Origin of the sequence: Pantoea sp. FN0305, assembly GCF_050113845.1 — a bacterium.
GTDB classification, from domain to species: Bacteria; Pseudomonadota; Gammaproteobacteria; order Enterobacterales; family Enterobacteriaceae; genus Mixta; species Mixta alhagi.
In genome coordinates this window covers 1-1,295 of record NZ_JBNJSN010000023.1, presented here as the reverse complement: position 1 = coordinate 1,295, position 1,295 = coordinate 1, and the positions used below count along the sequence as shown (strand labels likewise).

Below are 1,295 nucleotides of genomic sequence, written 5' to 3'. Positions count from 1 at the left end.
TTGGTTTAAGCGAAGCGGCAAAAAGAGAGGTTGGAACAGGCAGCAATCAGATTCCTGATATGTCTGCATTCGCTTTCACGAAAGGCAATCCGCTTAGCTACCAGTTGCCGGGAGGTCTGATTCTGAAGGCGGGTAACAGCACGATTGCCGCAACCGAATACACAAAATCCGTCACCTTTCCTGTGGCGTTTCCTAATGCCTGTATCGCTGCCGGGCCGATTGGTGTGGAAGAAGCGACAAGCGTGTACGCCTTTGGTCAGTGCGTTTCACGCAGCGCTGGCGGGCTGCTTATTGCGGTATATGGTGGCAACGCAGGTTATGCCCCAAATACCAATACAGTACCCGTTACTTTTTCATGGTTTGCAGTGGGGTATTAATGGCTATTTATTTCAGTGCCACATCTTTATGGTTTTATAACGATACGGATAAAGAAAAATATATTGCCGGGATTGGCTGGCCCGCTGACGCGGTGGAAATCAGCAATGATGACTGGGGAAAATACACACAACCGGCACCGGCAGGCTTAATGCTGGGTGCCGATGAGTCAGGCAAGCCAGCCTGGATTAATATCCCACCGCCTACGGCCGCAGAACTGCAGCAGCAGGCTGAAAGGCGAAAAGCCACGCTTCTGGGTGAGGCGAACAGCATCACCCAGGCATGGCAGACGCAGTTGCTGCTTGGCATCATTACCGATGAGGACAGGGCAACCCTGACTGACTGGATGCGCTATGTGCAGCAGTTGCAGGCTGTTGACCTGTCGGACGCGCCAGATATTAACTGGCCTGCTCCGCCTGAATAATATCAATCAGAACAGGCTCGCCGTTATTATCCACGGTGAGCTGTTTTCCTTCTGGTATTTCCCTGTTAGTAAAAAACCAGTGGCTGTCCGGTAGCTTTATGGCACCAGTTACATCATGGAAGCCGGGCAGGGCTTCGGTCATAGTCACAGGATTAAATAGGCGCATAGTAAACTCTCCATACAAAAGTGCTTGAGGACGGTGCCCCGCTGTAGTTCTGACAGCGGGCTTTAAACCCGGATTTTGTAACCGAAGTATCAATGACAGAAGAAACATGCACGGTATTGCCGCTACCGTTGTTATCCGAAGATATTCGCTCAGCCGTGGTGATATAAGGCGATGAAGCGGGCAAAGTGATCGGATAGGTCACAGTTGACAGTCCATCAACAATCGTAGGACTGACGCCGAAAAGTTCTATCGCCCCATCTGACCAGATGGCCCATGAGCCATTCGCGTTAGCGCCCCGACTTACCACATACTTTGCTTCTCCCAAACCAA

The 1,295-nt window shown here is 51.1% G+C and carries 3 protein-coding genes and 1 pseudogene; 2 read left to right on the top strand and 2 right to left on the bottom strand.

The annotated features are described in order from the left end of the window. Together ACQE3Y_RS20495 and ACQE3Y_RS20490 are read left to right on the top strand one after the other, a co-directional pair. On the top strand, window positions 1-377 hold a 377-nt coding region (locus ACQE3Y_RS20495; RefSeq protein WP_426982411.1), incomplete at its 5' end, for a gp53-like domain-containing protein. Continuing rightward, window positions 377-799, top strand: a complete 423-nt coding sequence (locus ACQE3Y_RS20490) for a tail fiber assembly protein (RefSeq protein ID WP_426972293.1) — start codon at window positions 377-379, stop codon at window positions 797-799. The genes ACQE3Y_RS20495 and ACQE3Y_RS20490, both read left to right, overlap by 1 nt. On the opposite strand, the gene ACQE3Y_RS20485 is transcribed toward ACQE3Y_RS20490, so the two are convergent. Both ACQE3Y_RS20485 and ACQE3Y_RS20480 read right to left on the bottom strand, forming a co-directional pair. Then, on the bottom strand, window positions 774-965 hold the full coding sequence (locus tag ACQE3Y_RS20485; protein ID WP_426972292.1) for a hypothetical protein: 192 nt from the start codon (window positions 963-965) through the stop codon (window positions 774-776). The genes ACQE3Y_RS20490 and ACQE3Y_RS20485 overlap by 26 nt on opposite strands. Beyond that, a pseudogene (locus tag ACQE3Y_RS20480) lies at window positions 952-1,295 on the bottom strand (phage tail protein); the annotation flags it as partial. The gene ACQE3Y_RS20485 and the pseudogene ACQE3Y_RS20480, both read right to left, overlap by 14 nt.

What these genes read in the sequence shown, in the direction of transcription:
- ACQE3Y_RS20490 (WP_426972293.1), top strand. Translation starts at nt 377, where the DNA reads ATGGCTATTTATTTCAGTGCCACATCTTTATGGTTTTATAACGATACG.
- ACQE3Y_RS20485 (WP_426972292.1), bottom strand. Translation starts at nt 965, where the DNA reads ATGCGCCTATTTAATCCTGTGACTATGACCGAAGCCCTGCCCGGCTTC.